The organism is Microbacterium sp. NPDC089696, assembly GCF_044749125.1.
GTDB lineage: Bacteria > Actinomycetota > Actinomycetes > Actinomycetales > Microbacteriaceae > Microbacterium.
This window is the reverse complement of sequence record NZ_JBIVHF010000002.1, coordinates 926736-953267: the sequence shown is the minus strand read 5'-3', so window position 1 is coordinate 953267 and position 26532 is coordinate 926736. Positions and strand designations below refer to the sequence as shown.

The window sequence follows — 26532 nt, the reverse complement described above, 5'->3', positions numbered from 1 at the left end:
GTTGCCAAAACGGTTGCCTCGCCGACGCATGCCACCCGAGGCCGGGACATGCGGATCACTGCACGATGAAGGAGTCCAGGTGACCACCAGCGAGTTCGACCACAGCGAGGCGATCGAGAAGATCCCCGTGCCGCACGCCGGCGGCGGAGGAGTCGGAGATGAGGCACCACGCGGCGGAGCGGCCGGATCCGAGCCGACGGCGAAGGTCAGCGGCGGGTACATCTTCTTCCTGATGCTCGCTAGCTTCGGCGCGTCCATCGCGATGATGGTCCCGCTGTCGTACGGCCTCGCGCTGCGCATCACAGAGCTCGCCCCCGGGCATGAGGAGGTGCTCGGGTACGTCACCGGCACCGCCCAACTGATCTTCCTGGTTCTGAGCCCCATGATCGGTATCTGGAGCGATCGCACGCGTTCGCGGCTCGGACGCCGCACGCCGTTCCTGATCCTCGGTGGGATCCTCGGCCTCATCGGCGCTGCGATCATCGGTTTCGCTCCGAACCTCCTGCTGGTGGGTGCGGGGTGGGTCGTCGCGATGACCGGCTGGTCGACGACCGGAGCAGCGCTGCAGACGCTGCTCGCGGACAAGCTCCCTGATGGGCAGCGCGGGAAGGTGTCGGCCCTGACGAACCTCATGACCCAGGTGGCCCCGGTGATCGGCATCGGCATCGCGTATGCCGTGTCCTCGAGCACGTTTCTCGTGTTCTTCGTGCCGGCAGTCATCGGCGTCGTCCTCATCATGCTGTTCCCGATCTTCAAGCGCGAGGGAAGCTCGAAGGATCTCGTGGTGGACGCGGGCGTGACGCTCCGGAAGGTCGTCTCCGGCTACGGCTTCAACGCCCGCAAGTATCCGGACTTCGCCTGGAACTGGATCGGCCGGCTGGTCTTCTTCATCGGCCTCTACTTCAACACGACCTTCGGGACGTTCTTCTACGCGCAGCGCCTCGATCTGCCGGTGCGAGAGGTCGCGGGAGTCGTCGCGACGGTCGGCATGCTCGGCGTCGTCGCTGCAGCGGGCGGCGCCCTCCTCGGTGGATTCCTCTCCGACAAGCTCAAGAGGCGCCGCCTTTTCGTGCTCATCGCGGCGTTCATCTTCGTCGGCGGTGCGCTCGCCGAGGCATTCGCGTGGTCACTGCCGCAGCTCATCGTGGGTGCCGTGCTCATGCAGCTGGCGATCGCGGTGTTCGCCACGGTCGATCAGGCGATCATCTTCGCCGTCATCCCTGACCGAGCGGAGTCCGGACGGTACATGGCGGTCGTGGCCTTCGCGCAGAAGATCCCGAGTGCGGTGGCGCCGCTGCTCGCCCCGCTGATCATCACGATCGGCGCTGTGGGTGCCGAGAAGAACTACACGATGCTCTACCTCACCGGCGCCGTGTTCGCGCTGGCAGGCGGAGTCCTCGTCGCACTCAAGGTGAAGGGTGTTCGCTGATGGCCTTGCACAGCACTCCCGGCGCGGCGTCCGCGCCGTTCGACCTGCGCATCGACAGCGGCGGTGACCTGTTCCCAGTGTCTGAGGAGCGTCCACGGCTGTCGTTCACCGTCCCTGCGGTTCTCGACGATTGGCATGCCTCCGAGCTTGAGGCCGTCGTCGACGGTGAGCCTGTCGGTGCAGTGGTCCTCGAGTCCACGGAGCACCTGTTCGTCCCGTGGCCGTGGCCAGTGCTCTCGAGTGGGCAGCGGGTGCGATGGCGGGTGCGCGTGCACGCACCTTCCGGCGCGTCCTCCTGGTCGGAATGGACGTCCTTCGAAGCGGGGCTCCTCGACGCCGACTGGGCGGCGGACTGGATCAGCCCCGTAGAGCGCGACACCCCGGCGGCCGGCGAACGCGGCGCTCACGTGCTGAGCCGTGCCTTCTCAGCGGATGAGGTCGTCTCGGCCCGTCTGTACTCCACCGCGCTCGGGGTCTACGAGGCCCGCATCAACGGCGAGCGCGTCGGTTCGGCCGAGCTGTCGCCGGGGTCGTCGTCGTACGATCGCACCCTGTACGCGCAGGCGGCGGACGTCACTGCGCTCCTCCGGGCGGGCGAGAACGTCGTCGAGATCGTGCTGTCAGACGGTTGGTACCGCGGGCAGGTCGGCGCGTTCCGCATCCCCGCAGGCTGGGGTACGCAGCTCGGTGCACGGGCTGAACTGCACCTCGAGCTCACGGACGGCGCCCGCCGTGTCATCCGGACGGATGCCGCCTGGATGAGTGCACCGTCGTCGATCACCCGTGCCGATCTCATGGACGGTCAGACGACCGATCTGCAGGTCTCGCAGGGTCACGCGGAACCGGCCCTCGTCGGTGTCGTCTCCGGTCCTGCACCCTCGTGGTCTCCGGCGCCTCCGGTGCGCATCGTCGAGACGTGCGCGGTCGCACACTCGACCCGCGTCGACGACGAGACCTGGGTGCTCGACTTCGGACAGAACGCCTCCGGATGGATCCGACTGGACGACCTCGGCGCCGCGGGGACCAGGACGGTCATCGACTACGGGGAGTTCGTGGGACCGGACGGCGACCTCGACACCTCTCATCTCGATTCGACCAGGCCGGGCGAACCCGTCAAGGTCTTCGTCCAGCGCGACGTCGTTGTGTCCGATGGGAGCGATGCGGTGTTCGAGCCCCGGCACACCGTGCACGGCTTCCAGTACGCCCGCGTCGGACGCGACGGCGGGGCGTTCGATCCGTCGTCAGCGGTGATGCGCGTGGTGCAGACCGATTTGCGTCGCACCGCGTTGTTCGAGTCGAGCTCGTCGGATCTGAATCGACTCCACGAGATCGCCGACTGGAGCTTCCGCGGCAACGCCGTCGACGTGCCAACGGACTGCCCGACCCGGGAGCGACTCGCGTGGACGGGTGACTATCAGGTGTTCGCGCCGACGGCGGCCCGCCTGTACGACGTGCTCGGATTCACTCGCAAGTGGCTGCGGTCGGTGCGCGACGATCAGCTCGATGACGGACGGATCGCCAACTTCTCCCCGGATGGTCGGCGCATCAAGAACAACTTGGACGACCAGTTCGCGCAGATGACCGGTTCGTCGGGGTGGGGGGATGCGATCACCTTCGTCCCCTGGGAGATGTACCGGACATACGGCGATCGCCGCGTTCTTGAGGAGAACTGGGACGCGATGGTGCGCTGGGTCGAGTGGGTGCTCGCGGCGGCTCGCGACAACCGGCACCCGTCTCGCGTCCAGCGGTCGGCCGAGCCTCAGGAGCACGAGCGCTTCCTCTGGGACGGCACGTTCCACTGGGGTGAGTGGACGGAGCCCGTGCTAAAGGCCGAGGACGGTTCGCGGCTCGATCCAATCAAGGTGAACCCCATGGCGTGGTTCATGGCTGACAAGGGCGAGGTCGGCACGGCCTACCTGCACCGGTCGGCGCGGATCCTCGCAGACACGGCTCGCGTTCTGGGCCGTCCCGACGATGAGATCCGTTATGCGGACATCGCCGATCGCGTCCTCGATGCCTGGCGCACGGAGTTCGTGCGTGAGGACGGGCGTACCGCGCAAGACACCCAAGCCGCCTATGTACGCGCCCTCGCGTTCGGGCTGATGCCGGAGGCATCGAGGTCCGCAGCGGCCGCGCGTCTGGTCGAGCTGATCCGCGAGGCGGGCACGCACCTCGGCACCGGGTTCCTGTCGACGGGGGACCTGCTGCCGGTACTGACCGAGGCGGGATATGCCGACGTCGCGTACGACCTGCTCTTCCAGCGCAGCGAGCCCTCGTGGCTGCACATGGTCGACAAGGGCGCGACGACGATCTGGGAGGACTGGGAGGGCATCGACGACGACGGCGTGGCCCACGAGTCGCTCAACCACTACAGCAAGGGGGCTGTCGTCCGGTTCCTGCACACCCACACGCTGGGACTTCGCCAGGAGCCCACCTCGATCGCGTGGGAGTCGTTCGTCATCGCTCCGGTCCCCGACCAGCGGGTCACGGCTGCATCCGGACATGCGGACACCCCGCAGGGGCGCGCCTCCGTCGACTGGCGGGTCGTGGATGGCGAGATGCGGATCGATGCGGAGATTCCGGCGGGATCCCGTGCGACGGTCGTGTTCCCGGGCGGCGAGACATTCGAGGCGGGGCCCGGAAGGTTCACCGGCTCCGCGGCGATCCGTCCTACCGCCTGAGTGCACGTGGACGTGTGAGCGTCAGTCCTCTCGCACGGCCACGTACGGGTACGATCGGCCGGGTGCCTCGCGCGGGACGTCCGCCGAGTCGATCACCAGAACCCAATCTGGCCCACCTGCGGGAGGGGAGAAGCGGCGCCGCGGTGTCACGTCGCCCGCCGTGTCCCTCTGCGCAGAGCCGGTTCGCGGATCGAACCACCACGAGCGGAAGCGCGGACCTGCCAATACGGAGAGATCCACTTCGATGCTCTGCCCGGCCGGGATGTACGCCATGAGAACTGTCCCCTCACGGTCGCGTGTGGCGGCGACATGGTAGGCGCCGGGTCCGTCGCCGTCGGTGACCAGCGACTGATCGGGGATGCGGTCGAAGTACGGGCGTGACAGCAGCAGGTCCTTCGCATGGCGCATCTGTCCTGCGCCCGGTGCCTGCAGTGCCTCACGCCAGGATCGGCGCACCCACATCCGCGGATCCCGTCCGCTGTCCCACATCTGCCAGACGGGCCAGCAGCCGTAGGTGTGGCCAGCGGCACCGGCGAACAGCGACCAGTAAAGACCCTTGCGCACCTCGTATTCGTCGATGAACCCTCCCGCGATGTCACCGATCGCATTCGGCGCCTCTTCGTAGGCGGGCTCGAGGTCGATGCACGGCGTGCCGGGTTCGCGGGCGAGGTCGGCGCGGATCATCCGCCAGTTCTCGAAGTTGCGTTCATGCCCGCTCTGGACGGTATGGAAGTCGAGCCAGGTCTCATCGCCGAAATACTCGGTCGTGGAATGCTGACCCCACACATGGGCGGTCATAAGATTCCGGCCGCCATCGCCCGCTCGTACCCCGGCTGCCATCGACCGGATGATCTCTTCGTGCATCGCGGACTCTGTGGGTCGATCCCCTCCGAGGATCCAGATCACGTCGCGCTCCGCATAGCGCCGACCGACGTACTCGCCGAAGATGCGCGCCGAATCCGGGGTGAAGACCTCGGGCCCCGTGCCCCACTTCTGGTTCCACTTGTCACCCCACGTCGGCAGCAGACCGATCGTGAGGTCGAGGGACTCGGCGAGATCGAACGTCGCGTCCAGGAGGCGGAAGTAGTCCTCGTTCGGACGCGTCGGATCCTCGTCGTGGAGCGGCAGGTGGCCCTGCGCGTTCGGAGTCCGCAGACCGTCGATCTCTGCGAGGATTACGGTCTGCACGACGGTGAACCCCTTCGACGCCCTGTCTCGGAGGTAGTGCTCGATCTCGGTGAGCGTGCACCGGTGCAACAGCTCCCAGGCGGTGTCGCCGAGATAGAAGAATGGCGCACCGTCCGACCGCATCAGGTATCTGCGATCGTCGCTCACCGCGAGCGGATGAGCTGTGCCGGCGACGGGCGGACGAGGAGACATCGCCAGGGTCAGAGGGCGCGTCGGAGCAGGCGGACGCGCACGACTCGCAGATCGTCGCTCTGGAAGGCGAAGTAGCGCTCGTCCCCGTTGAGCGTGCGACGCGGACTCCAGACGCCGTCGGTGTAGGTGCCCTCCTGCAGCTCGTCGAGCTCCACCCGCGCGTCGGTGCGGGAGAACGACAGCGAGGCGTGGCGTGCGGCGACCACGAACTCATCGTCGTCCGTCTGCAGGATCAGCCCGTACCCGCTCAGTGTGTCGGCGGCGGCCCCTGTTCCGGTGCCGAACAGACCATATGTGTCGCGGGCGCCGTTGAGCGTCACGTCGTAGTCGCCGATCCTGGCCTGGTGCACCTCGCCGGTCGCGATGCTGAACCCGTGGATGCGATCGCGCACCTGGGCGTCGGTGATGAGGTCGCGCATCTCCTCGAGCACCCGGTAGCAGCGGAAGATCTCGTGATCCACCGCGAGGTCCTCGATGCCGAAGGGGTTGAACCCGATCGCCTTGTAGGCACCGACTGCGATAAACGCGTTGCCGGCGATCGGGATGGCCTCGGGGATGAAGATGGGGTTGTCTTCGCTCGCGTAGCCGTCGATCGTTCCCGTGAAGTCCTGCACGTAGATGTCGGGGGCGAGCAGGCCGAGCGTCGGCGCGCCGATGCGCCAGATGTCGAGCATCCGCGAGACCGGACCGCCGCTCGGGTACTGGCCGGGCGTCTCGGCGCCCGGCTGCGGACCGAGCCACGCGTTCGCATAGTGGGGGATCGGATGCGCGGCCGTGCCCGCAGAGGCGACCCGCTCGACGTAGGAGCTGAACGCCCAGGCCATGAAGATCTCCTCCGCCTCGCGGTCGGTCCCGAACACCTCGCTCCAGGTACCCGAGGTGCGTGAACCGGCAGCGCTCCACACGTCGCGGATCCACGGGTGCAGCGACGCCCCGCGCCGAACAAGCCCGTCGAGGAGTGCTGCGGGGACGTCCTGTTCCCAGGCGGCGTCGGCCAGCGCTGAGCGGTCGCGGCTGTCGCCGAGCAGACCGACCTCGTTCTCCACCTGGACCATGATCACCGTATGATCGCGGTCGATCTCTGCGATGTGGGCCATCAGCGCGGCGAACGCGCGCGCATCCGCGACGGTGAGCTCTTCGCTGAAGACGCTGAGGATCGGGCCGTCGAGAGCGAAGCGACCGGAGAGCATCTGCTCCGGGTCGCGCTCCGCCCGCGGGAACCGGTCCTCGTCGCTGCGCACCCAGCGGGGTGCGTAGGCGGAATCGGCGTTCTTGTACGCACCGAACCAGAGGAGCACGAGGCGGATGCCGCGGGCACGCGCCTGCGCGATCTGATCATCGACCGCGGTGAAGTCGAACACGCCCTCCTCTGGTTCGACGAGCTGCCAACTCGCCACACTGATGAGGGTGCGGATGCCCGCCGCGCCGAGGCGGTCCCAGACCGGGGCCATGTACTCCGGGCTCGATGTGCTGGAGTTGTGCAGCTCGCCGCCGAGGGCCAGGTACGGACGTCCATCGACGACGAGCTGCGTGGCCCCGCCGGTGCGGCGCAGGTGCGGAAACCCTGCATCGTGGCTCGGTGTCGTGAGGGGTGCGTCGGTCTTGTCGGTCGTCATAGCGCTTGCTCCTCGATGAGTGCGTCGGGGTGGACGGCGGTGGTGGTGCCCATCTTGGCACGAGAAGGCAATCGAATGCCATTAGGCATCACGGCATCATGAGATACCCGTCAGGTCATTTTGGCAAGCGATTGCCTTTCTTCGCTCGATCCGCTTCAATGGAGCGAATCCCCGACTTGGAAGGTGCCTCGATGACGATGCCGTCCCGCTACTCCTGCAACCCGCTCGACCTCGCCTATCGATTCCAGGACGTGCGGTTCAGCGGCGTCGTCGGCGGAGTCAAGATCAGCGAGCCGCGACGGAGCGTCCACCGCGAGGCAGCGGACCCGTCCATCGTGCGCTACCGGGGTCGTTACCTGCTGTTCGCGTCGATGTCGGCCGGCTTCTGGCACTCGGAAGACCTCGTCGACTGGACCTTCGTGCCGACCGACCGGCTCCCTGCCCTGGACTACGCTCCCGACGTGCGCGAGATCGACGGTGCACTGTACGTCTCTGCATCGCGCAAGACGGATTCGCCGATCTTGCGCAGCGAGGATCCACTCGCAAACGATTTCGTCGAAGTCTCCGCCGGCTTCCCCTTCTGGGACCCCAACCTGTTCCAGGACGATGACGGCCGCGTCTACCTCTACTGGGGGTGCGACAACCGCACGCCCATCCAGGGCGTCGAGGTCGACCGCAGCACGATGGAGCCGATCGGTGACCCCGTGGCCCTGATCTCTTCCGACACCGCTGCTCGCGGATGGGAGCAGGTGGGGGAGAACCACCGCCGGGAAGAGCCGCGCACCCCCGAGGAGAAGCTCGCCGCGCAGTTCAAGAGCGATGCGCCGTTCATCGAGGGTGCCTGGATGGATCGTCATGACGGCCGATACGTGCTGCAGTACTCTGCCCCGGCCACGGAATCGAACACTTACGCCGACGGGTACATGGTCGGATCCTCTCCGCTCGGCCCGTTCGAGTACTCACCGCACAGTCCCTTCTCGTCCAAGCCGGGCGGCTTCATCACCGGTGCCGGGCACGGAAGCACCTTTCAGGACGAGTACGGCAACTGGTGGCACGCGGCGACGATGCGTATCTCGGTCAATGACGTGTTCGAGCGCCGAGTCGGTCTCTTCCCCGCCGGCTTCGACGAGGACGGCGTGCTGTTCTGCAACCAGGTGTTCGGCGACTACCCCATGCAGGTGCCGCCCGGGCCGGCCGATCCGTGGGCGCCGCCGCCGTGGATGCTGCTCAGCCATGGGGCGTCGGCGACTGCATCCAGCGCCGCCAAGGGACACGGAGCGGAGCTCGCGGTCGACGAGGACATCAGAACCTGGTGGGTCGCGGATTCCTCCGACCCGGGGGAGACGCTCACGATCGACCTCGGTCGCCAGATGAGCGTCGCCGCCGTGCAGCTCAACCTCGCGGATCACGATCTCGCCGCCGTGGCGTCTCTTGCAGACGGTGGAAAGGACTTCGGGCACAGCTGGCGCGCCATTCATCCTGCGCAGCAGGCGCCAGAGGTGCGGATCGAGACCTCCGTCGACGGCGAACGGTGGCATGTCGTGCTCGACACGTTCGGAGGCGACGACGACCGGCCGCACGCGCTCGCCGTCCTGGAGCCCGCCGCTGATGCACGTCTCGTCCGGGTGACCGGGGGCCGGATGCCGTTCGGTGCCCCCCTGGCGATCTCGGGGCTACGCGTGTTCGGCCATGCGGACGTCCCGCTGCCGACCGTGCCCGTCGCCTCCGCGACGAGAACGGGCGATCTCTCGGCGATGATCCGCTGGTCCCCGGTCGAAGGAGCGACCGGATACACGGTCCGATACGGCTCGGCGCCGGGCAAGCTCTACCACAGCTGGCAGATCATCCGTGGGACCGAACTGGATCTCCGTGCCCTCAACGCCGGAACCGACTACTGGTTCGCGGTCGACGCCTACAACGAGGCCGGCGTGACGGGTGGCACGGTCGTCCCTGTCCCGAGCGGCGTCGGCGAGGCCGCGGAATGCTGAGTCCACGCACGACCGCGACGCGCGAGGCGCTGCGACTCGACGGCCTGTGGCGATTCGACCTCGACACCGTGCTCGGTGTCGAGCCGTGGACTGGCCCGCTCATGACCGACCGTGAGGCCCCTGTCCCGTCGAGCTATGACGACCTCTTCCCAGATGCCACCGTGCGCGAACACGTCGGCGTCGTCTGGTACCAGCGCGAGGTGCGTGCGCCGCGCGGCTGGCTGGACGACCGGGTGATGGTGCGGGTGGGGGCAGCGACCCACGCCGGCACGGTGTACGTCGATGACACCCTCGTCGCTTCGCACGTCGGCGGCTATACGCCGTTCGAGGCTGACATCACGGAGCACGCCCGGCCCGGCGAGACCTTCCGGCTCAGCATCGCTGTCGACAACAGGCTGACGCCGACGACGATCCCGCCTGGCATCGTCGACACCGACGAGTCCGGACGGCCGCGCCAGCGTTACATGCACGATTTCTTCAACTACGGCGGGCTGCCTCGATCGGTATGGCTCGTCTCGGTTCCGGCCGCGCGGATCGAAGACCTCACCGTCGTGACGTCGGTCGACGGGAGTACCGGGCGCATCGAGTACGAGCTCGAGAGCGTCGGAGAGCGTGATGGTCTGGAGGCGCGCGTCCGGGCCTTCGATCGCGACGGCGCTCTCGTCGCCGAGGCTTCGGGCTTCGACGGCGAGCTCCGGATCGCGGATGTGCACCTCTGGCAGCCGGGTGCGGCGTACCTCTATGAACTCGTCGCCGAGCTGCACCGGGACGGGCGGACGATCGATTCGTACCCGCTTCCCGTCGGCGTTCGGACGGTCGAGGTGCGAGGCAACCGGATCCTCATCAACGGAGCGCCGTTCTACTTCACCGGATTCGGCAAGCACGAGGATTCTCCCGTGCGCGGCAAGGGTCACGATGACGCCTACCTCGTGCACGACTTCGCCCTGATGCGCTGGATGGGGGCGAACTCGTTCCGCACCTCGCACTACCCCTACGCCGAGGAGGTGCTGGACTATGCGGATCGGCAGGGGATCGTGGTGATCGGCGAGACCGCGGCCGTCGGCCTCAACCTCGCGATCGCGGCTGGACACCTCGGCGCGAGGGAGATCACGACCTTCGGCCCTGACGGGGCCTTCGGCGACGCGACGCGCGAGGCGCACGCGCAGCACCTGCGCGAGCTCATCGGGCGTGATCGCAATCACCCGAGCGTCGTGATGTGGTCGCTCGCGAATGAGCCGGACTCCCGTGATCCCGGGGCGAGAGCCTACTTCGAGCCGCTTGTCGAGCTGGCGAGGGAACTGGACCCGACCCGCCCGCTCGCCTACGCGAACATGATCCTGGCGCAGCCGGATACCGACGTGATCGCCGACCTCTTCGATGTGCTCAGCATCAACCGCTACTACGGCTGGTATCAGGACACGAACGATCTCGCTGCGGCGGAACAGCACCTGGAGGCCGAGCTGCGTGCATGGGAGCGGACGTTCGACAAGCCCATCCTCATGTCGGAGTTCGGCGCGGACGCGGTCGCTGGGCTGCACACGGTGGTCGATCAGCCCTGGAGCGAGGAGTACCAGGCGGCGCTGATCACGATGTACCAGCGCGTGTTCGACCGGATCGACTCGGTCGTCGGCGAGCATGTCTGGGCGTTCGCCGACTTCCAGGCGATGTCGATCACGCAGCGCGTGGACGGCAACAAGAAGGGCGTCTTCACGCGAGACCGTCGACCCAAGGCGGTCGTCGCCGCACTACGCCAGCGGTGGATCTCACTGCAGGGAGGAACCGACCGATGACATCCGTCACCGTCCCCCAGTCGTCGCAGGCAGTCGTCGATGCGGCGGGTCATCGTGATCCGGATCGGCTGTTGCCGGCCGATCCGCGTACGCGATCGATCGCACGCGCCCTCTACGAGCGCGTGGCAGGTGCGCCGATCATCTCGCCGCACGGGCACGTCCCTGCGGAGTGGATCGCCGACGACACCCCGTTCGAGGACGCGACATCGCTGCTGGTCTCCCACGATCACTACGTGACCCGGTTGTTGCATGCATCAGGGGCTGACCTCGGGGCACTCGGTGTCGGAGGTGCGCCGACGGACCCCAGGGCTGCATGGCGGACCTTCGCAGATCATTGGCACCTGTTCGCCGGGACAGCATCCGGGTACTGGATCGCCGAGGAACTCAGCGGGGTGCTCGGCATCGAGGTCGACCTCGGTCCGGACAGCGGTGACGCCGTGTTCGATCTGATCGCGGAGAAGCTACGGCGCCCGGAGTTCCGACCGCGGGCACTGTTCGAGCGCTTCGGCATCGAAGTGCTCGCCACGACGGATGATCCTCTCGACCACCTCGACACGCATCGCCGTATCGCCGAGAGCGGATTCGGTGGACGAGTGATCCCGACGTTCCGTCCGGATCGTTACCTCGACCCTGACGCAGAGGGATTCACAGCGGGGATCGATCGCCTGCTCGGCGCAACGGGAGAGGCCGCGACCTTCTCCGGGTACCTCGCTGCGCTCGAGAATCGGCGTGAGCACTTCATCCGTGCGGGCGCAGTGTCAGCCGACCACGGGATCGAGGATCCGGAGACGTTCGACGTCGACCCTGATGAGGCCGATCGGCTCTTCCATGCGGTGATGTCGGGGGCAGCCGATGCCGCTCAACGCAGGGTGTTCCGTGGCCACATGCTGCTGCAGATGGCGCGGATGAGTGTCGACGACGGACTCGTGATGACGGTGCACGCAGGAGTCGTGCGCAACCACAGCTCGTCCACCTTCCGCAGCTTCGGCCCTGACAGCGGACACGACATCCCGCGGCAGACGGACTTCGTCCGTGGTCTGCGCCCGCTCCTCGAGCGCTTCGGCCTGGAGCGTGACTTCCACCTGGTGCTGTTCGCCGTGGATGAGACGGTCTACTCGCGCGAACTCGCCCCGCTCGCCGGTTTCTATCCGAGTGTCTACATCGGCGCTCCATGGTGGTTCCTCGACGCGCCGGACGCGATGGCTCGCTTCCGTTCCGCGGTCACCGAGACGGCCGGCTTCTCCCGTGGTTCGGGGTTCATCGACGACACGAGGGCGTTCCTGTCGATCCCGGCACGGCACGACACCGCGCGTCGCGCAGATGCCGGCTTCCTCGCGCGGTTGGTCGCAGAAGGACGCGTGACCGAGGGCGCTGCCGGGAACATCATCGAGGACATCGTCGGTCCCCAACCCAGAAGGGTGTTCAAACTGTGAACATCGACTCGAACGCACTGCTCGGCGGGCGCACCTCGTCGGCACCGCCCGTGCGCATCGTGCACCTCGGGCTGGGGGCGTTCCATCGGTCCCATCAAGCGTGGTACACGGCGCGTTCGAGTGACGCGGCCGAGTGGGGCATCGCAGCCCACAGCGGACGCAGTGCTGCGCTGGCTGACGCACTCACCGCACAGGATTGTCTGTACACCCTCGTGGTCCGCTCTCCGCAGGGGGATTCCGATGAGCGGATCGACAGCATCGTGCGCGCGCACCCCGGTTCTGCACTGGGGCCGTTCCTGGTCGATCTGGCAGCCCCTGAGACGGCGATCGTGACGCTCACGATCACCGAGGCGGCCTACGCCGATCCGGACATGAGCGTGGACCGCGACGCCCTCGCCGGTCTCTCGCCGGACGGCGACCTCGGCGCCCAGCGCCCGGTGAGCGCGTTGGGGCGGCTCGTGCTGGGGCTGGAGGCGCGTCGACGTGCAGCTGCTCCGCCGATCGCCGTCGTCTCGTGCGACAACCTTCCAGACAACGGCGGGGTGCTTCGCCGAGCAGTGATGGAGCTCGCTGCGCCCGTCGCCGGCCTCTCTGCCTGGATCATGGCGAACGTCTCCTTCGTGTCGAGCTCGGTGGATCGGATCACCCCTCGTGTCGACGCCGAGGAGGCATCGGCGCTGCGCTCCCGCCTCGGCGATCGTGCGCCGGTTGTGACGGAACCGTTCGCCGACTGGGTGCTCGAAGGGGTCTTCCCGGCTGGGCGTCCGGACTGGGAGAGCGCTGGAGCGCGCGTCGTGGACGACCTCGAGCCATGGGAGGCGCGCAAGCTCTGGCTGCTCAACGGTGCGCACACCCTGTTGGCGTCACTCGGCCAACTGCGCGGTCATCGAGAGGTGGCTGAAGCGATCGCGGATGACGAGTGCAGACGCGCGGTGGAGGCGTACTGGGACGAGGCATGTCAGCACCTGCCGGATCGCATGGACCTCGCCGGCTACCGGGCCGCCCTGCTCGAACGCTTCGCGAATCCTCGCATCGTGCATCTGCTCTCGCAGATCGCTCTCGACGCGTCGACGAAGATGCGCGTACGCATCGTCCCTGTGGCTCTTCGAGAGCGACGTGCGGGGCGCTCAGCGCGAGGATGCGCGACCGCCGTCGCGGCCTGGCTGGCACTCGAACAGGGGGCGGGAGACACCGGGAGCGAAGGAGACATCGACAGCCGGTTGCGCGTGTTGAGCGCGGAGCTCGCGGATGACGACGAGTTCGTCGAAGCAGTGCATGAAGCCTTCGCCTCGTTCTCAACGCTTACGCTTCGATAACATGTTGGCAATCGGTTGTCAGAAAGTTGATTTCCTGCTTTACTGACATCGAGCCACCCGTACCGCACTTCGTGCTCTCACGATGCCAAGCGGTTGCGCATCACCCGATTCATCCAAAGGAGCATGAAGAATGTGGACCACTCGTAACTCCCGCGTCGCGCGTCGCGCGGCCGTTCCCGCTGCGCTGCTCGCAGCGGCTCTCGTCGTGAGCGGCTGCTCCTCGAGCACCCCTGAACCTGCGACGTCCGACGGTCCAGTGGTCGAGAAGGACCTCTCACTCGCCGCAGTGAGCGCGCCCAACTCCCTCGACCCGGCACAGCTCGTCGACGGCCAGCAGATGTTCGTGTGGTCGTCGATCCTCGACACCCTGCTGCGCAAGGACCCTGAGACGGCCGAGATCATCCCAGGGGCCGCCGAGTCCTGGGAGTACAACGAGGACGGCACCGAGCTGACCCTGAAGCTCAGGGAGGGCATGACCTTCAGCTCGGGCGACCCTGTCGATGCGGCAGCCGTCGCGGCGACCCTGCTGCGCTCACGGGACACACCGGGCAATGTGCAGAGCCGGCTCGCGCTCGTCGCCGACGTCGTGGCCGAGGACGACACGACCGTGAAGGTGACGTTCTCCTCGTTCGACCCGCAGTTCCTCGACAACCTCTCGTCGGGCGTCGGTGCGATCGGCGACCCGGCCACGATGGACGAGGCCCGCACGGCCACAGATCCGATCGGCTCCGGACCGTTCACGCTCGACGTGGACAAGACCGTCCCAGGCAGCAGCTACGTGCTCGTCAAGCGTGACGATTACTGGGATGCCGAGAACGTGCCGTTCAAGACCCTCACCGTCAAGGTCATCCAGGACCCGACGGCGAGCTTCAACGCGCTGCAGTCCGGCGAACTCAATGCTGCGACCGTGCAGTCGCAGATGGTCGGCCAGCTGAACCAGGACGACTGGAACGTCACGGTCAACGATGCGACGGCGCTGGGGTATCTGAACATCCTCGACCGCGCGGGCGAGCAGTGGCCCGCACTCGGCGACGAGCGGGTGCGGCAGGCGATCAACATGTCGATCGACCGGGAGACCGTCCTCACGGCGCTCTTCTCAGGCGTCGGAATCGCGACTGAGCAGGTCGTCAGCCCGTATGGACAGATCTACGACGAGGCGCTCAGCAGCACGTACGAGTACGACCCTGAGAAGGGCAAGGAGCTCGTCGAGGAGGCCGGCTTCGCCGGTGAGACCTTCCAGATCCCCAGCACGTTCCTCACGACCACGATCGAGCCGGTGCTTACCCAGTCGTTCGCCGACATCGGTCTCACTCTCGAATGGGTGACGGTGCCTCCGCAGCAGGCGCAGAGCGCCGCGCGCTCGGGGGAGTATGGCCTCTACTACCAGATCGTCGGCTTCAACTCCGACACCGCCGACCTCGCCACGATCTTCGGTATCGAGGGAACATCGAACCCGCGCGCATACACCGACGCGACGCTGGACGAGCTCTTCGGCGTGATCAACTCGACCGTCGACTTCGACGAGGCGCTGCCGGCCTACACGGAACTGAACGAGTACGTCGTCGACCAGGCGTTCGTCGCCCCTGTCGCCTACATCGGGACGACCTGGGCCACGGGCGATGGCATCGAGTACGTCGGCAAGGCGAACACGCTTTCGACCATCCGTCAGTTCGCCGTCACCGACTAATCCGAGTCCCGGGGGCGCACCCGCGCCCCCGGGCTCCCTGGAGCCGCTCATGCTCGCGTACATCGCCCGACGCCTCGGGGCCGGAATCGTCCTCGCCGTCCTCGTCACCTTCATCACGTTCCTCCTGCTCAGCACCTCGTTCGAGGACGTCGCCCGGACGATCCTCGGCCCTGCTGCGACGCCGGAGGTCACCGCGGCGCTCATCTCCGAGAAGGGGTGGGACCGTCCTGTCGTCGTCCAGTACTTCGAATGGCTGGTCAACCTGTTGCAGGGGAATCTCGGCGTCTCGGTCTACACGTCGCTCCCAGTCGGACCGAGCGTGTTGCAGCGGCTGACCGTCACGCTGTCGATCATCGTCCCGGCGCTGATCCTCACCGTCGTCATCTCTGTGCTCCTCGGTGTCTGGGCGGCCTCCCGCGGAGGGGTCGTCGACCGGATCGCGCAGGGCATCTCGCTGATCGGCTACATCGTCCCAGGACTGCTCCTCGCCATCGGCCTCGTCGTCATCTTCGCCGTGCAGCTGAAATGGCTTCCGGCAACCGGGTTCACCCCGCTGTCCGAAGATCCCGGCGCCTGGGTCCGCAGCATCACGATCCCGGTCATCGTGCTCACGATCGGCGGCGTCGCCAACATGGCGGCCCAGGTGCGCGGGCGCATGATCGATGAGTTGCGACGCGACTACATCCGCACGCTCCGCACCCGCGGCGCGTCGAACACGTCGATCGTCATCAAGCACGCCCTCCGCAACGCAGCCAGCCCGGCGCTCACGGTCATGTCGCTGGAGTTCATCCAGATGTTCGGCGGCGCGCTCATCATCGAGAACGTGTTCGCACTCCCCGGATACGGCAGCTTCGCCTTCAACGCCTCCCTCCAGGGAGACATCCCCGTGATCATGGGCGTCGCCGCGTTCGGTGTGCTGCTCGTGACGGTCGTCAACCTCCTCACCGACCTCGCAAACGGTTGGCTGAACCCGAAAGCGAGAGTCCATTGAGCGACGAACGCCCCACCGCACCACGTACGCAGAACGTCACGATGCCCAGCACGGAGCTGCTCGTCACGCTCGAGAACACCGCGAAGACGCGCACATCGACATGGCGTCGGATCCTGCGCGACCCGCAGGCCATCGGCACGCTCGCGCTGCTCGCGCTGATCTTCCTGCTCGGCATCCTCACTCCGCTGCTCACCAGCCATGGGCCCAATGAGGCAGACCTGTCGATGGTCAACGCCGCAGTCGGGACGCCCGGATATCCGCTCGGTGCCGATGAAGCGGGACGCGACATCTGGACTCGGATGCTGCACTCGATCAACACCGCTGGTATCTCCGCACTCATCGGTGCGGGCGTCGCCCTCGTGGTCGGCGTCACCGCCGGGCTCATCGGCGGGTACTTCGGTTCAGTCACCAGGGCGACCACCGAGTGGCTGTTCAACCTCATCATGACGTTCCCCGGCATCTTGCTGCTCATCATCCTGATGCCGGTCACCGGAGGCGACTACCGGTTCACGATGCTCATCTTCGGTGTGCTGCTCTCGCCCGGGATCTACCGCATCGTCCGCAACCTCGTGCTCGGTGTGAAGAACGAGCTGTACGTGGACGCCGCCCGCGTGTCCGGTCTCGGCAACATCCGCATCCTCGGTCGACATGTGCTGTTCGTCGTGCGCGGTCCGATCATCATCGCGGCGGCGTTCCTCGCAGGCTCGGCGATCGCCGTGCAGTCGGGACTTGCATTCCTCGGTGTCGGATCGATCCAGATCCCGAGCTTCGGAGCGATGATCTCCTCCGGGTTCAGGAACCTCTACATCGCTCCGACCCAGTTCCTGTGGCCGAGCCTCATGCTCGGTGTCATCACGGCGTCGCTCGTGCTGCTCGGCAACGCCCTGCGCGACATCCTGGAGGGGTCCAAGCCCAAGCCGTCCAAGGTCGGTCGCGGCCAGCGGACGCTCGACGCCGCCGGCGAGTCCGACGGCGCGGCCGCTGCACTGCTGCAGATCACCGACCTGGCGATCGCCTACCCTCGCCCGCAGGGCGGTCTCAACGAGGTCGTCCGCGGCGTGGATCTGTCCATCGCCCGTGGGCAGGTCGTGGGGCTCGTGGGAGAGTCCGGCTCAGGCAAGTCGCAGACCGCGTTCGCGTCCCTCGGCGTTCTGCCGAATGAGGCCGTGGTCGCCCGCGGATCGATCCGCTTCGAGGGACGCGAACTCATCGGCCTCACCGATGCGCAGATGCGGCCGTTGCGCGGCAAGGAGATCGCGTACATCCCGCAGGAGCCGATGTCGAACCTCGACCCGTCCTATCGCGTCGGCACCCAGCTCGTCGAGGGCGTGCGGTCGGCGCTCGGCATCACGCGCGCGGAGGCGGCGACCCGTGTACTGGCGTTGCTCGAACGCGTCGGCATCGCAGACCCGCAGCGCACCTTCGACTCGTATCCGCACCAGATCTCCGGAGGCATGGCCCAGCGCGTGCTCATCGCCGGAGCCGTGGCGAGTCGTCCGAAGCTGCTCATCGCCGACGAGCCGACGACGGCGCTCGACGTGACCGTGCAGGCGGAGATCCTCGACCTGTTGCGCGACCTGCAGTCGGAGCTCGACATGGCCATCCTGCTCGTCACCCACAACTTCGGTGTCGTCGCCGACCTGTGCGATCGGATCGCAGTGATGCAGCAGGGCGTGATCGTGGAGTCGGGTACCGCACGTGAGGTGTTCGAGAACCCTGAGCACGAGTACACGCGCATGCTGCTCGGAGCGATCCTCGACGAGAGCACCGTCCGTACTGATCCGCCCGTCGTCATCGCGGGAGAGGGGATCATCCGATGAGCCTTCTCGAGATCGATCAGCTCAGAGTCGCCTTCCCGGGGCGAGGGTGGCGAGCGGCTCCCGTCGAGGTGCTCCACGGCGTCTCGCTCGACGTCGCCCCGGGGGAGACCCTCGGTCTGGTCGGAGAATCGGGATCGGGCAAGACGACCATCGGCCGCGCGGTGCTGGGGCTGGTGCCTCCGTCCGGCGGCGACATCCGGTTCGACGGCTCGTCGATCACCGGAGCATCGACACGGGAACGACGCAGGCTCTCCCGCGATATCCAGGTCGTTTTCCAGGATCCGTATACATCGCTCAATCCGTCGATGACGATCGGTGACATCCTTGCCGAACCGCTCGTGATCCAGGGGGCGACGGCGAAGGACGCTCGAGTGCGCGTCAAGAGCCTGCTCGACCAGGTCGGTCTCCCCGCCGATGCGATCGAACGTCTCCCCCGGGAGTTCTCCGGTGGACAGCGGCAACGAGTCGCGATCGCGAGGGCGCTCGCGCCGGAGCCGCGGCTCATCGTCTGCGACGAGCCGGTGTCGGCTCTCGATCTGTCGACCCAGGCGCGTGTGCTCGACCTGTTCGTCGAGATCCAGCGGCAGACCGGCGTCGCGTATCTGTTCGTGTCGCACGACCTCTCCGTCGTCCGTCACATCAGTCATCGTGTGGCTGTGCTGTATCGCGGAGAGCTCGTCGAGACGGGGTCGGCGGAGCATGTGACCTCGACGCCCGACCATCCGTACACCCAGCGCCTGCTCCTCGCGGCGCCGGTTGCCGACCCGGTCCGACAGCGTGAGCGGCGTGAGGAGCGTCGTCGAGTGCTCGAGGCATCGTGACGATGCATCCGGTCATCCCGGGGTTCCACCCCGACCCATCGATCTGTCGAGTGGGCGACGACTACTTCCTCGTGAACTCGAGCTTCGAGTACGCACCAGGGGTGCCGATCTTCCACTCGCGCGACCTCGTCGCGTGGGAGCAGATCGGCAACGTCCTCGACGATCCTGAGCACCTCGTGGTGCAGCAGGGCATCGGCGGCGCGAGCGGAGGGATCTACGCGCCGACGCTGCGGCATCACGACGGACGGTTCTGGATGATCACCACGAACATCCACGAGGTCGCTCGCGGGCATCTGCTCGTGCACGCGGACGATCCTCGGGGCCCGTGGAGCGAACCGGTGCATGTGGCCGGGCTCATCGGCATCGACCCGGACATCGCGTGGACTGATGACGGCCGCTGCCTGGTGACCTGGAGCGACGTCATGCGTGGCGGCATCGCCCAGGCCGAGATCGACCCGTTCACCGGGGCGGTGCTGAGTGAGCCGCGCTCGCTCTGGGCGGGGACGGGCGGCGCGCACGCCGAGGGGCCGCACCTCGTCCGACATGGCGACTGGTGGTACCTTGTCGTCGCGGAGGGCGGCACAGGGCCGGGCCACATGGTCACGATCGCCCGCTCGTCTAGGCCGGACGGTCCGTTCGAGCAGGCTCCCACCAATCCGATCCTCACGCACCGCAGCACCGGCGACCCGGTGCAGTCGACGGGGCACTCCGACCTCATCGAGCTCGCCGACGGATCCTGGGCCCTCGTGTTCCTCGCCACCCGGCCGCGCGGCACGTTCCCTCGCTGGCACACGAACGGTCGGGAGACCTTCATCGCCGGGGTGGACTGGGTGGACGGATGGCCCACCGTCGACGAGCAGCGCCACGCCGCGCCGGCGAGCTCGACAGGCTTCGTCGACGACTTCTCGACCGATGCGCTGGATCCGCGGTGGATCTCGCCGGGGCGGGCGCCTCGGACCTTCGCGCATCCCACGGCGGCAGGGCTGGCGCTCGACGCCGGCCGCGCCCCCGAGGACGCCACTGCCCTGGCGCTGCTGGCGGCGCGGGTGGAGGATGAGCGCTGGTCCACGACGGCAGAAGGGTCGGGAGACCTCGCGTTGTCGGTGCGGATCGACGATGCGCACCAGGTGATCGTCGAGCGGGTCGGGTCGGAGATCCGGGTCAGGGTCGTGATCGGCCCGCTCGACCAGGTGGTCGCTCGTAGTCGTGCTTCGGTGGACTCGGCCCTGATCGTCCGAGCAGACGAGGCGGTGGCCGAACGCGGCGCACGGCGCGGGCCGGATGTCATCCGCGCCGGTTTCGTCGACGGCGGTGCGGAGACACTTCTCGCCGACGTGGACGGACGCTATCTGTCGACCGAGGTTGCCGGTGGCTTCACCGGCCGCGTGATCGGCATCGAGGCACTCGGCGACGGTGTCGTCGTGCAGCGATTCGCCTACCAGCCGTTGTCAGAGGAGTGAGTGGGGCGGCTCTGGGCCGCCCCACTCACTCCCGTACGAGCACGGAGAGCAGCTCGCTGATGCGGGCGTCGACGTCGATCGCCTCGCGATCGTAGAGCCACTGCGTGTGCAGGCCGTCGGTCGCAGCGATCAGGAGCGCGGCGAGGTGCTCCGCCGGTGCGTCTGTCGTGAGCCTGCCCTGCTCACTCAGCCGGGCGAACAGTCGGGTGACGAATGAGCGGATGTTGCGGTAGCGGTTCGAGAAGTAGTCGTGCGCAGGGTGTGCGGGCGATGTCGCCTCGCCGGTGAGGACGGCGCTCAACTCCACGAGCCCGACCCGGTCATCGCGCCCGATCAGCGCGTGGGCCATCCCGCGCAGCACGGTCAGCGGGTCGGCCTCGGGTGACAGCGCGGCGTTGGCTTCGAGGTATGCGGCGCTGCGCTGGTCCTGGAGGTCGAGCACCGCGGTGAGGAGATCCTCCTTGCGCGGGAAATGATGCACGAGGCCGGTATGGCTGATGCCGGCGCGGCGGGCGATCTCGGCCATGGATGCTGCGTGGAAGCCTGACTCTCCGAAGATCGCCAGACAGGCGTCGACGATGCCACGACGGACTTCCGCCGTCTTCGCGTACTGCGCCATGAGTGCTCCGAGTTCAAAATAGTGAGTGCTTACTAAATTGTATGCTATCGTCGGAATGGCAATCGGTTGGCACGTGTCAGGTGAAAGGACACTCTCATGACGAACTTCCCGAACGGCTTCCTGTGGGGGGCCGCCACCGCCGGACACCAGATCGAAGGCAACAACGTCAACAGCGACTGGTGGGAGCGGGAGCTGACCATGCCGGGCATGGAGCCCTCAGGAGACGCGGTCGACAGCTACCACCGGTATCGCGAGGACATCGACCTCCTCGCCGACGCCGGCCTCACGACGTATCGCTTCAGCCTCGAGTGGTCGCGCATCGAGCCCGTCGAAGGTCGCTTCTCCCGAGCAGAGCTCGCACACTACCGCCGGGTGATCGACCACTGCTTCGACCGGGGCATCGTCCCGTTCGTGACCCTGCAGCACTTCACGACGCCGCGCTGGTTCGCGAACGACGGCGGCTGGACGTCGCCGAAGGCGAAGGAGCGGTTCCTCCGTTTCGTCACCGAGGCCACCACGATCCTCGACGGCGTCGAGTGGGTCGCGACGATGAACGAGCCCAACATGCAGGCGGCGATCATGACGGCCATGCGTCGCATGGCTGCCTCACAGGACGGTCAGTGGCAGAGCCCGACCGTCGAGAGCGACGTCGAGCGCGACGGCGCCGAGGAGACGAAGCTCGAGAAGGAGCAGCACGGGGCCTTCCTGCAGGATGCCGATCCCGAGATCGGTCGCGCCTTCGTGGACATCCACCACGCGGCCCGCGAGATCGTGCGTGCTCGCACGAATGCGAAGGTCGGCTGGACCATCGCAGCGGGTGCCCTGACGGCCGCACCCGGTGGCGAGGAGAAGCTGAAGCAGATCCGCTACGGCAAGGAGGACGTCTACTGGGAGGGCTCCCGCGGTGACGACTTCGTCGGCGTGCAGGCGTACTCGAGCCAGGAGGTCGATGCCGACGGGCTCGTGCCGCACCCGCCGCACCCCGACAACACCCTGGTGGGCACGGCGTTCCGCCCCGACTCGCTCGCGATGGCCGTGCGCCATGCCTGGGAGGTGTCCGAGGGCGTCACCGTGATCGTGACCGAGAACGGCATCGCCACCGCCGACGACACGCAGCGCGTGCGGTACACCGATCTTGCTCTGCGCGGTCTCGCCGCGACGATCGCCGACGGCATCGATGTGCGCGGATACCTGCACTGGACACTGCTGGACAACTTCGAGTGGGGCCACTGGGCACCGACATTCGGGCTCATCGCGGTCGATCGTGAGACGTTCGTCCGCACGCCGAAGCCGAGTCTGGCGTGGCTCGGCGACGTCGCGCGTCGCAACGGGCTGGCCTGAAGACACAGACCGAAGGCGGAGGATGAGGTGAGCGTCGACGTGGACGATCCTCGGAAGGCGGGAGTGGCTGAAGCAGCCGGTCGTCTCCCCGAAGGCAACGTCGTGCTCCCTCGTCCGCCCGACCTCGGCGGGCCCGTCGACGGGCCCATCGCCCAGGAGGAGCGCGACGTCCCGCTATGGTCGCTGATCCTGCTGGTCGCGGCGACCTTCGGTAGCGGCATGGCGATGATCGTCCCGATGTCCTACTCGCTCGCCGTGCGCCTCGACCAGCTCGCGCCCGGCCGGACCGAAGCCCTCGGTCTGGTGCTCGGCATCGGGTCGGCTGTGACGCTCGTGCTCGCGCCGCTCACCGGCATCCTCAGCGACCGGCTGCGCAGCCGCTTGGGGCGGCGGCGGCCGTTCGCGATCATCGGCCTACTGCTCGGCGGGGCATCGGTGCCGGTCATGGCGCTCGCGCCCGACACCGCCCTCTTGACAGTCGGATGGGTGCTGTCGACCGTCGGGTGGGGCACAGCAGCGGCATCCATCGGCAACTGGCAGGCAGATCGGCTGCCGCCCCGCCAGCGTGGTCGCGTGTCAGGCCTCACGGGTGTGACGATGCAGGTGGCCCCCGTCGTCGGCATCGTGCTCGTCGGTCTGTTCCGGGAGCAGATCTTGCTGGTGTTCGCGGTTCCGGCCGCGATCGGAGTCGTGCTGGTCGTGCTCTTCATCGCAGTGGTCCCCGATCCGGACAGTCGAGGCCTCACGTTCGAACGGCGTCTGACCATCGGAGGAGTGCTGCGCAGTTACGGATTCAATCCGCGGTCCGCCCCGGATTTCGCATGGAACTGGCTCGGTCGCTTCATCTTCTTCTCCGGTCTCACGCTGACGACGAGTTTCACGGTCTTCTTCGTCGCGCAGAGGCTGGACCTGCGTGTGCCCGACGTCGCGGGCGTCCTCGCGATCGTGTCTGCCTCGAGCATCATCACGGCCACCATCGGCTCCCTTGGTGGGGGGTGGGTCAGCGACCGGATCGGGCGTCGCAAGCCGCTCATCCTCATCGGCGCTGCGTTGTTCGCTGCGGGATGCTCGGTGTCGGCGTTCGCCCACGACCTGCCGACGCTGATGGTCGGCACGCTGCTCAATTCGCTCGGGATCGCGACGTTCTCCGCGGTGGCGCAGGCGCTGCTCCTGGATGTCCTCCCTGACCGGGAGCGCGAGGCCGGCCGGTACATGGCCATCGCGCTCTTCGCCCAGAAGATCCCCGGAGTCCTCGCGCCCGTCATCGGCGCCGCGGTCCTGGCGATCGGCGCCGGCCCCGAGAATTTCACCGCCCTGTATCTCCTCGCGGCCGCTATCGCATTCGCAGGCGGCCTCGTCATCACCCTCACCGTGCGCGGCGTCCGCTGAGCACCCGTCAGAAATGGAGCACCCCCTCATGACCTATCCCTTCTCCGACGTCTCCGCGCAGCCCCTCTCCGCGCTCACAGACCTCACCGGCCGCACCGCGCTCGTGACCGGGGGCGCCCAGGGGTTGGGGCGCGCGATCGCGGAGCGCCTCGCCGAGGCCGGAGCGACCATCGTCATCGCCGATCTTGATGCGGATCGTTCGAGTGCAGCAGCCTCGGAGATCGCTGAACGATTCGGCGTGCTGGCGACCGGCGTGCGGATGGATGTCGCGGACTCGCAGTCGGTCGCCGCGGCGGTCGATGAGGCAGCGGTGACTGCCGGTGCCCCGAGCATCTGGGTCAACAACGCGGGGATCTTCCCCAGCCAGCCTCTGCTCGAGATGAGCGACGAGACCTGGGAGCAGGTGTTCGCGGTGAACACCCGTGGCGTGCGCAACGGGGCGCGGGAAGCGGCACGGCGGATGAGCGACGGCGGCGTGATCGTGAACATCGTCTCGACTGCAGGGTTCCGGGGCACAGCCCCTGGGCTCTCTGCCTATGTCTCGTCGAAGCATGCCGTGCGTGGGCTCACGAAGCAGCTCGCCCTCGAGCTCGCCCCGCGTGGCATCAGGGTGCTCGGGGTGGCTCCCAGCTATGTGCCCACCGAGGGCAATATCGCGATGGCCACGGCGGCGATGGAGCAGATGGCTGCGGCCGGCATCGACCCGTCTTCGATGCCCGCGGCCATGTCACAGAGTCTCATCGGACGGCAGGGCACCCCCGACGACATCGCCAGAGTGGTGCTCTTCTGCGCGAGCGCCCTGTCTCTCGTGATGACGGGGAGTACTCTGCTCGCCGATGCAGGCGAGACGATCTGACCGACCCTCTCTGTCATCGTCGGGTAAATTGTGGCAATCGGTTGCCATTTGGTCTCGACTCTGCTGTACTGAACATGGACATTCGCAAGGAAGCGCAAGGAAGGCCATCGATGCTCAAGCCCATCGCCACAGCGACACGTGATCTCGTCACCCTCGACGGAGTCTGGAAATTCGGGATCGACTCCCGCCTGCCGGAGCGGCCGTGGCTCGGCGCCCTCGACACCCCGCTCGAGGCCGCAGTGCCAGCCAGCTACAACGACCTCTTCACCGACCCGGCGATCCGCGACCACGTCGGCTGGGTGTACTACCAGCGCACCGTGCAGGTACCTCGCGGGTGGACGGGCGAGCGCATCCTCCTGCGCTTCGACGCCGCCACGCACGCAGCGAAGGTGTACGTTGACGATGCCCTGGTGGGAGGGCATGTCGGTGGCTACACGCCGTTCGACATCGACATCACCGACGCCGTCCGCGCGGGCAGCGCCTTCCGCCTGACCGTGGCGGTGAGCCCTGAGCTGACGAACACGACGATCCCGCCGGGCAAGATCGAGGTCGGGATGACGGGCGGGAAGACGCAGACGTACTTCCACGACTTCTACAACTACGCCGGCCTCGCCCGCTCGGTGTCGCTCTACTCGCTGCCGCAGGTGCACGTCGATGACGTCACCGTCGTCACGACCTTCGAGGGCACGACCGGCTTCGTCGACTACCGGGTCGCGACGCGGGGCACCGCCGGCGTGCGAGCGACGCTGACGGACGCGGCAGGCCAGGTCGTCGCCACCGGTGACGGTGCCGAGGGGCGTCTCGAGATCGCCGACGTCGTGCTGTGGAAGCCAGGCGCTGCATACCTCTACGACCTCACCGTCGAAGCGCTCGACGGCGACGACGTCGTCGATGTGTACGCGATCGCCGTCGGCGTCCGCACCGTCGAGGTGCGCGGCGAGGAGTTCCTCGTCAACGGAGAGCCGTTCTACTTCACCGGATTCGGCAAGCACGAGGACACCTTCGTCCGCGGCAAGGGCCACGACGACGCCTACATGGTCCACGACTTCCAGCTGATGGAGTGGACGGGGGCGAACTCCTTCCGCACATCGCACTACCCCTATGCCGAGAACGTGCTCGACTTCGCTGATCGCCACGGCATCCTCGTGATCGACGAGACGGCGGCCGTCGGGCTCAACATGGGCGTGGTCGGCGGTCTCAGCGGCACCCCGCCGTTCCCGACCTTCTCGGAGCAGTATGCGGGCGCCGAGACGCAGGCCGCGCACGCGCAGCATCTGCGTGAACTCATCGGGCGCGACAAGAACCACCCGTCGGTGGTGCTCTGGTGCATCGCCAACGAACCTGCTTCGAACGAGGACGGCGCGCGCGAGTACTTCGAGCCGCTCGTGAACCTCGTGCGGGAGCTGGATCCCACCCGGCCGATCACCTACTCGATGGTGATGTTCGCGACGTTCAAGAACGACCAGATCATCGATCTCTTCGACGTGGTCAGCCTCAACCGCTACTACGGCTGGTACATCAACGCCGGAGACCTCGCGACAGCCGAGCTCTACCTGCAGGGCGACATCCAGGGCTGGATCGACCGCACCGGCAAGCCGATCATGATGCTGGAGTACGGCGCCGACACGATGCCCGGCCTGCACTCGGTGTGGGACCAGGTGTGGACGGAGGAGTACCAGACCGACCTGCTGGCGATGTACCACCGGGTCTTCGACAGATTCCCGCAGTTCGTGGGCGAGCAGATCTGGAACTTCGCGGACTTCGCCACGACGAACGGCCTGCACCGGGTCGGCGGCAACAAGAAGGGCATCTTCACGCGTGAGCGCCGGCCGAAGTCCGCCGCCTTCGCGCTGCGGAAGCGCTGGACCGGACTCGACGGACGCAAGCCGTCGAGCGACGCCTGAGTGTCGGGGAG

Annotated in this window: 18 protein-coding genes; 15 read left to right on the top strand and 3 right to left on the bottom strand. The window is 67.3% G+C overall.

Annotated features, from left to right (window positions below):
• The first annotated feature begins 79 nt into the window (after positions 1–79).
• Both ACIPY8_RS14945 and ACIPY8_RS14940 read left to right on the top strand, forming a co-directional pair.
• Positions 80–1429: an MFS transporter gene (locus ACIPY8_RS14945; protein ID WP_400819702.1), complete on the top strand. Its 1350-nt coding sequence runs from the start codon at positions 80–82 to the stop codon at positions 1427–1429.
• Entirely contained in the window at positions 1429–4110 is a 2682-nt protein-coding gene (locus ACIPY8_RS14940) for a family 78 glycoside hydrolase catalytic domain (protein WP_400819700.1), read from the top strand. Before ACIPY8_RS14945 ends, ACIPY8_RS14940 begins: the two co-directional genes overlap by 1 nt.
• A 21-nt stretch (positions 4111–4131) precedes the next feature.
• On the opposite strand, the gene ACIPY8_RS14935 is transcribed toward ACIPY8_RS14940, so the two are convergent.
• Positions 4132–5445 carry a glycoside hydrolase family 140 protein gene (locus ACIPY8_RS14935; protein ID WP_400819698.1) on the bottom strand — a complete coding sequence of 438 codons (1314 nt, stop codon included), beginning with the start codon at positions 5443–5445 and terminating at the stop codon, positions 4132–4134.
• A 53-nt stretch (positions 5446–5498) separates the two neighbouring features.
• Positions 5499–7106 carry a DUF5597 domain-containing protein gene (locus ACIPY8_RS14930; RefSeq protein ID WP_400819696.1) on the bottom strand — a complete coding sequence of 536 codons (1608 nt, stop codon included), beginning with the start codon at positions 7104–7106 and terminating at the stop codon, positions 5499–5501.
• A gap of 191 nt (positions 7107–7297) precedes the next feature.
• On the opposite strand from ACIPY8_RS14930, the gene ACIPY8_RS14925 reads away from it, so the two are divergent.
• The 9 genes from ACIPY8_RS14925 to ACIPY8_RS14885 all read left to right on the top strand — a co-directional run bounded on the left by ACIPY8_RS14925 (position 7298) and on the right by ACIPY8_RS14885 (position 20412).
• The gene (locus tag ACIPY8_RS14925) at positions 7298–9094 is read left to right on the top strand and encodes a family 43 glycosylhydrolase (protein ID WP_400819694.1); all 1797 of its coding nucleotides are present in this window, start codon (positions 7298–7300) and stop codon (positions 9092–9094) included.
• A complete protein-coding gene (uidA, locus tag ACIPY8_RS14920; RefSeq protein ID WP_400819691.1) occupies positions 9088–10884 on the top strand; it encodes a beta-glucuronidase in 1797 nt (598 codons plus the stop codon). Before ACIPY8_RS14925 ends, uidA (ACIPY8_RS14920) begins: the two co-directional genes overlap by 7 nt.
• Entirely contained in the window at positions 10881–12317 is a 1437-nt protein-coding gene (gene uxaC, locus ACIPY8_RS14915) for a glucuronate isomerase (RefSeq protein ID WP_400819689.1), read from the top strand. The genes uidA (ACIPY8_RS14920) and uxaC overlap by 4 nt, the downstream gene beginning before the upstream one ends.
• Complete coding sequence (locus ACIPY8_RS14910) at positions 12314–13633, top strand: mannitol dehydrogenase family protein (protein WP_400819687.1); 1320 nt, start codon at positions 12314–12316, stop codon at positions 13631–13633. Before uxaC ends, ACIPY8_RS14910 begins: the two co-directional genes overlap by 4 nt.
• Positions 13634–13763: 130 nt before the next feature.
• Positions 13764–15320 carry an ABC transporter substrate-binding protein gene (locus ACIPY8_RS14905; RefSeq protein WP_400819684.1) on the top strand — a complete coding sequence of 519 codons (1557 nt, stop codon included), beginning with the start codon at positions 13764–13766 and terminating at the stop codon, positions 15318–15320.
• A gap of 49 nt (positions 15321–15369) precedes the next feature.
• Entirely contained in the window at positions 15370–16311 is a 942-nt protein-coding gene (locus tag ACIPY8_RS14900; RefSeq protein WP_400819681.1) for an ABC transporter permease, read from the top strand.
• 41 nt (positions 16312–16352) lie between these two features.
• Positions 16353–18131 (top strand): ATP-binding cassette domain-containing protein, encoded by a 1779-nt coding sequence (locus ACIPY8_RS14895; RefSeq protein ID WP_400819678.1) that lies wholly within the window; start codon positions 16353–16355, stop codon positions 18129–18131.
• Positions 18128–18952, top strand: coding sequence for an ATP-binding cassette domain-containing protein (locus tag ACIPY8_RS14890; protein ID WP_400819675.1), 825 nt, complete (start codon positions 18128–18130; stop codon positions 18950–18952). Before ACIPY8_RS14895 ends, ACIPY8_RS14890 begins: the two co-directional genes overlap by 4 nt.
• 2 nt (positions 18953–18954) lie before the next feature.
• Positions 18955–20412 (top strand): family 43 glycosylhydrolase, encoded by a 1458-nt coding sequence (locus ACIPY8_RS14885; protein ID WP_400819672.1) that lies wholly within the window; start codon positions 18955–18957, stop codon positions 20410–20412.
• Between the two features lie 25 nt (positions 20413–20437).
• Here ACIPY8_RS14885 and ACIPY8_RS14880 read toward each other — a convergent pair whose 3' ends face one another.
• Positions 20438–21031, bottom strand: a complete 594-nt coding sequence (locus tag ACIPY8_RS14880) for a TetR/AcrR family transcriptional regulator (protein WP_400819670.1) — start codon at positions 21029–21031, stop codon at positions 20438–20440.
• A gap of 96 nt (positions 21032–21127) precedes the next feature.
• On the opposite strand from ACIPY8_RS14880, the gene ACIPY8_RS14875 reads away from it, so the two are divergent.
• The 4 genes from ACIPY8_RS14875 (at position 21128) to uidA (ACIPY8_RS14860) (ending at position 26521) form a co-directional block, all read left to right on the top strand.
• Complete coding sequence (locus ACIPY8_RS14875) at positions 21128–22372, top strand: family 1 glycosylhydrolase (protein WP_400819668.1); 1245 nt, start codon at positions 21128–21130, stop codon at positions 22370–22372.
• A 63-nt stretch (positions 22373–22435) separates the two neighbouring features.
• Positions 22436–23761: an MFS transporter gene (locus ACIPY8_RS14870; RefSeq protein ID WP_400819666.1), complete on the top strand. Its 1326-nt coding sequence runs from the start codon at positions 22436–22438 to the stop codon at positions 23759–23761.
• A 28-nt stretch (positions 23762–23789) separates the two neighbouring features.
• The gene (locus ACIPY8_RS14865; RefSeq protein WP_400819663.1) at positions 23790–24617 is read left to right on the top strand and encodes an SDR family NAD(P)-dependent oxidoreductase; all 828 of its coding nucleotides are present in this window, start codon (positions 23790–23792) and stop codon (positions 24615–24617) included.
• Positions 24618–24727: 110 nt separating this feature from the next.
• Positions 24728–26521: a beta-glucuronidase gene (gene uidA, locus ACIPY8_RS14860; RefSeq protein WP_400819661.1), complete on the top strand. Its 1794-nt coding sequence runs from the start codon at positions 24728–24730 to the stop codon at positions 26519–26521.
• Positions 26522–26532: the final 11 nt, after the last annotated feature.

Coding starts and splice junctions, on each gene's coding strand:
- ACIPY8_RS14865 (WP_400819663.1), top strand. CDS start 23,790: ATGACCTATCCCTTCTCCGACGTCTCCGCGCAGCCCCTCTCCGCGCTC.
- ACIPY8_RS14895 (WP_400819678.1), top strand. CDS start 16,353: ATGCCCAGCACGGAGCTGCTCGTCACGCTCGAGAACACCGCGAAGACG.
- uidA (WP_400819691.1), top strand. CDS start 9,088: ATGCTGAGTCCACGCACGACCGCGACGCGCGAGGCGCTGCGACTCGAC.
- ACIPY8_RS14940 (WP_400819700.1), top strand. CDS start 1,429: ATGGCCTTGCACAGCACTCCCGGCGCGGCGTCCGCGCCGTTCGACCTG.
- ACIPY8_RS14900 (WP_400819681.1), top strand. CDS start 15,370: ATGCTCGCGTACATCGCCCGACGCCTCGGGGCCGGAATCGTCCTCGCC.
- ACIPY8_RS14880 (WP_400819670.1), bottom strand. CDS start 21,031: ATGGCGCAGTACGCGAAGACGGCGGAAGTCCGTCGTGGCATCGTCGAC.
- ACIPY8_RS14890 (WP_400819675.1), top strand. CDS start 18,128: ATGAGCCTTCTCGAGATCGATCAGCTCAGAGTCGCCTTCCCGGGGCGA.
- ACIPY8_RS14925 (WP_400819694.1), top strand. CDS start 7,298: ATGACGATGCCGTCCCGCTACTCCTGCAACCCGCTCGACCTCGCCTAT.
- ACIPY8_RS14905 (WP_400819684.1), top strand. CDS start 13,764: ATGTGGACCACTCGTAACTCCCGCGTCGCGCGTCGCGCGGCCGTTCCC.
- ACIPY8_RS14930 (WP_400819696.1), bottom strand. CDS start 7,106: ATGACGACCGACAAGACCGACGCACCCCTCACGACACCGAGCCACGAT.
- uidA (WP_400819661.1), top strand. CDS start 24,728: ATGCTCAAGCCCATCGCCACAGCGACACGTGATCTCGTCACCCTCGAC.
- ACIPY8_RS14885 (WP_400819672.1), top strand. CDS start 18,955: ATGCATCCGGTCATCCCGGGGTTCCACCCCGACCCATCGATCTGTCGA.
- uxaC (WP_400819689.1), top strand. CDS start 10,881: ATGACATCCGTCACCGTCCCCCAGTCGTCGCAGGCAGTCGTCGATGCG.
- ACIPY8_RS14875 (WP_400819668.1), top strand. CDS start 21,128: ATGACGAACTTCCCGAACGGCTTCCTGTGGGGGGCCGCCACCGCCGGA.